The 3,936-nt window shown below is 73.2% G+C and carries 2 protein-coding genes and 2 pseudogenes; 2 read left to right on the plus strand and 2 right to left on the minus strand.

What is annotated here, in order from left to right:
- Positions 1 to 189, plus strand: a pseudogene (locus tag B7767_RS47430) (hypothetical protein); the annotation flags it as partial.
- A 58-nt stretch (positions 190 to 247) separates the two neighbouring features.
- Positions 248 to 702: pseudogene (locus B7767_RS28270) on the plus strand (universal stress protein).
- Between the two features lie 119 nt (positions 703 to 821).
- Here the strand turns inward: B7767_RS28270 and B7767_RS28275 are convergent.
- Together B7767_RS28275 and B7767_RS28280 are read right to left on the minus strand one after the other, a co-directional pair.
- Positions 822 to 2,714, minus strand: coding sequence for an SMI1/KNR4 family protein (locus tag B7767_RS28275; RefSeq protein WP_085574640.1), 1,893 nt, complete (start codon positions 2,712 to 2,714; stop codon positions 822 to 824).
- Between the two features lie 77 nt (positions 2,715 to 2,791).
- Positions 2,792 to 3,733, minus strand: coding sequence for an aldo/keto reductase (locus B7767_RS28280; RefSeq protein ID WP_085574641.1), 942 nt, complete (start codon positions 3,731 to 3,733; stop codon positions 2,792 to 2,794).
- Positions 3,734 to 3,936 lie beyond the last annotated feature (203 nt).

The following is a 3,936-nucleotide window of genomic DNA, read 5'->3' on the forward strand; positions in this document are numbered from 1 at the left end:
CGCGACGCCGGGGGCGACGTGCGCGGCCTGCTCGCCTTCGGTCCCGCCCCGGTCCACGCCGTCGACGCCGCCGGCCCCGGGGCCGGCGTGCGACGGTCCCGCCGGGCCGTGACCTGCCCTCCGTGCCCCCGTCCGGACCTGTCGGACTGGGCATCCGGTGCGATCGGCCCGAGGCTGGAGGCCAGGTGACGTGAATGCGGACCGTGGTGGTCGGCGGCTGTCCGCAACGCAGGGTCGAGGAGGGACCGTGGCTGATCGGCACGAGGGGGCAGACCGCATCGTGGTCGGGGTGGACGGCTCGGAATCCTCGAAGCAGGCCCTTCGCTGGGCGGTGCGACAGGCGGAGCTCACCCGTGGTGTGGTGGAGGCGCTGACCGCGTGGGACTTCCCGTATTTTCACGGCGCGCTCGGCTGGCTGCCGCCGTCGAGCGGTGACGAGGCGGCTCTGGAGGCCCGGGCACGGGACGAACTCAAGGAATCCGTCGAGCAGACCGTGGGAGCACAGCCACCCGTGACGGTACGCACCGAGGTGCACTACGGCACACCCGCCAGTGTGCTGCTCCGCGCGGCCCGCGACGCCTCGTTGCTCGTGGTCGGCAGCCGGGGTCTCGGGGGTTCGCGGGGCTGCTGCTGGGATCCGTCGCCCAGCACTGTGCTCAGCACTCCGCCTGTCCGGTCGTCGTGGTCCGTCATGGACAGTGAGGCCGAGCGGATGCCGGCCCGGCAGCGGTCTGCCGATGCCGGAGCCGCTCGGCCGGCCTCCGCCTGTCTCCCGTACCGCCGTCGTCCGTCCGCTCGCCGTCCGCCGGGCACGTGGCTCCTCAGTTCATGCGGATCACCGTGTACGTCTCGCCGTCCCCCGGCGGCCGTGTCCAGGAGCGGGTGGTGAACGTGTGCAGCCGCCCGTTCACGATCGCGTGGCGCGGCAGACGGGCGCCGAACTCCCCGGCCACCGCTTCCAGTAGCGGCCGTTCCGCCTCGGCGGCGTCCTCCGGGGCGCCGAAGAACCGGCTCGGGTCCAGCGCCCGCGGTACGTCCCCGCTGCGCCGGACCGCTCCGTCCGCGTAGGTGAACGCGTACTGCTCGACGCCGTCCCGCGCCACCGAAAGATGGAAGAACGGCTCCCCGTACCATGCCCTGAGGCCGCTCCACACCACCACCGCGCGGGTGCCCGCACCGGCGGCCGGGGCGGGGGAGACGAACCGCTGCCGGTCGAACGGGGCGGGGTCGCCGTCGAAGGCGAAGCTCCAGCCGGTGCCGGCCCGGCCGACCGCCATGAGTGCCCTGTCGTCGTAGGACGAGAACTCCCTCCGGTCGTGCAGCAGCCTGCTGCGCGCGTCCCAGAGGGTCATGGGTTCGTTCAGCACCGTGTCGTCCCCGTCCGCCAGACGGGCCGGCAACTCCTCCGGCTCCACCCCTTCCACCAGGACGAACCGGTAGGACGTACGGTTGTTGCCGGGGTCGGGCTCCGCGAGCCAGGCCAGGCCGTCCGGGTCGAGCCCGGCCGTCGGCCCCGGTGCCCCGCCCGTCTGTCCGCCCCTCGGAGCGGACAGCAGCTCGCGGCCCCGCTCCGGGGTCAGCAGCGGTCCGAGCACGGGGTCGGCCACCCACCCCAGCGGCGCCAGGAGGTCCGGCCCCGGCGGCTCCCACAGGGGCAGGGCGTCCATCAGGGTCCGCCACGCCCCGTCGGTGTCCCCCCACCGCGCCAGCCCCCGGGCCCGCTCCACCGCCTCCCCGAACGGCCCGGCCGCCGTGTAGCGGTACGTGCCGCCGCGCACCCGCTCCAGCGTCGCGTAGGCCAGTGACACCAGGTCCTCGTCGGCGCCCCGCAGGTGGAACGTCAGCGTGGAGTCGTCCCGGTACGAGTGCGCCGCGTGCTCGGCGACCAGGGGCGGCAGCAGCTCGGGCGCGTACCGGGGGTCCGTCACCAGGCCGTCGAAGTACACCATGTACGTCTGTCCGAGCAGACGGCGTATCTGGTCACCCAGCCCGGCGGCCCGCGGCCTGTTGTACCCCTTGGCCTCGTCCAGCGCCTTCCCGGCCCGCTCCCAGCCGCCGCGCAGCGCCTCCAGCCGGGCCTCCTCCACCGCGGCGTCCAGCTTCCGCGTCGTGTCGTTGACGAACTCCGGCTCCCCATCGCCCGGACGGGCCCGCAGGCTGTGGAACTCCCGGTGCATGTCCCGCATGAACGCGAGGAAGTTCGCGTGCCGTTCGGGCGAGTCGGCCCGCCAGCTCGCCCACGTGTACACGGCCCACTCGCCGTCCTCGTCCACGTCCTCGGGATCCAGCAGGACGTAGGTGACGTCGGACTCGACGTCGAGCTGCAGCCCGCGCCGCCAGATGTCCACCTCCCACCGCTCCTCGGGCCCGGCGTCCTCGTCCAGGTACTCCTCGAACATGACCGCGAGTCCCGACTCGTCGTCGTGCCAGCGCGCGTCCGCGGTCCCCGCCAGCAGCGACACGAATCCGCCCGCGTGCCGCCACCCGTCGCTGACCTTCAAGAACTCCCGGTACGAGGGCGGCATCCGCCGGCCGAGACGCTTCTCCAGGGCCGTGATCCGCTCCTCGGACGCGGGCGGGAACCCCAGCCACCGCGCCTGCCGGGCGGCTTCGTCCGCTTCGCCCCGCGTCTCGCCGCCCGGCAGGGAATCCGCCCACTCCCCGCTCCACTCGAGCAGGAACGGCCGCCAATCGAAGGGGGTGTTCTCCGTCATGCTCCGATGCTGTCACCCGACACTGACAGTCCCGCCGGGATCAAGAGCTGTCCGGCAGGGCGGGTGCCGGGGGGTTCTCAGCCGAGGACGGTGTCTCCCGAGCGGGAAGGCACGGCGTCCAGGGCGGAGAGCGTCGCCTCGTCGAGCGTGACCGCTCCCGCCGCCACGTTCGCCTCCAGGTGTCCGGGGTCGGCCGTGCCGGGGATCAGCAGGACGTTGGGGGAGTGGTGGAGCAGCCAGGCCAGGCCCACCTGTGCGGGTGTGACGCCCAGCTCACGCGCGGCGGAGCGCACGGCGGGCTCGTCGGTCACCTTCGGCATACCGTCGAAGGCGCTGCCGAGAGGGAAGTACGGTACCCAGGCGACACCTTCCTCCCGGCACAGGCGGAGCATGTCCTCGTCGTCGCGGGCCAGCAGGCTGTAGGCGTTCTGCACGCAGGCGATGCCCGCGGGCAGGGCGCTGCGCAGGACGTCCGGGGAGACACTGCTGAGGCCGATCGCGCCGATCTTGCCCTCGTCGCGCAGCGCGGTCATGACGGCGAGCTGGTCGTCGAGGGGGACGACCTGGTCCCCTTCGGCGCGCAGACCGGGGCCGGTGTCCGTACGACGGAGGTTGACCAGGGGGATCTGTTCCATCCCGAGAGCCGCCAGGTTGTCCTCCACGCCTGCCCGCAGCTGTTCGGGGCGCTGCGCCAGGCGGAGGGGGAGCGGACCGTCGGGGTCGGGCTCGGCGCCGACCTTGCTGACCACCATGACGCCGTCCTCGGGGCGAACGGCCTCGCGGATGACCTCGTTGACGAAGCCGTGGCCGTAGAACTGGGCGGTGTCGATGTGGTCGATTCCCAGCTCGACGCAGCGGCGCAGCAGCGCGACCGCCGCCGCGCGGTCGCCGTGGAGGCGTTCCAGCTGCATCGCGCCGAAGCCGATCCGGGAGACGGTACGGCCCGCGAGCCGTCCGGTACCACCGGCGTGCCGCGCGCCGGACGCGGTGACCTGAGAAGAACGGGCGGGGGAGACCATGGGTGCTGCCCTTCGTGTGGGACCATGGAAACAGAAAACGGAGTGACTCCGTTTCTTGTGTCACCGTAGCACTAACCGGAGGTCCTCCGCTTTGTCTGGGTCCGATTCCTCTGCCACCGGCCGCGACGCGGCGGCCCCGGACCGGCCGGCGCGCGCCGACGCGCGGCGGAACCGCGACAGGCTGCTCGCCGCCGCCCGGGAGG

It is taken from the genome of Streptomyces sp. 13-12-16 (assembly GCF_002114215.1).
GTDB lineage: Bacteria > Actinomycetota > Actinomycetes > Streptomycetales > Streptomycetaceae > Streptomyces.

Excerpts from the sequence above, each read along its gene's own strand:
- B7767_RS28275 (WP_085574640.1), bottom strand. The coding sequence starts at position 2,714 with ATGACGGAGAACACCCCCTTCGATTGGCGGCCGTTCCTGCTCGAGTGG.
- B7767_RS28280 (WP_085574641.1), bottom strand. The coding sequence starts at position 3,733 with ATGGTCTCCCCCGCCCGTTCTTCTCAGGTCACCGCGTCCGGCGCGCGG.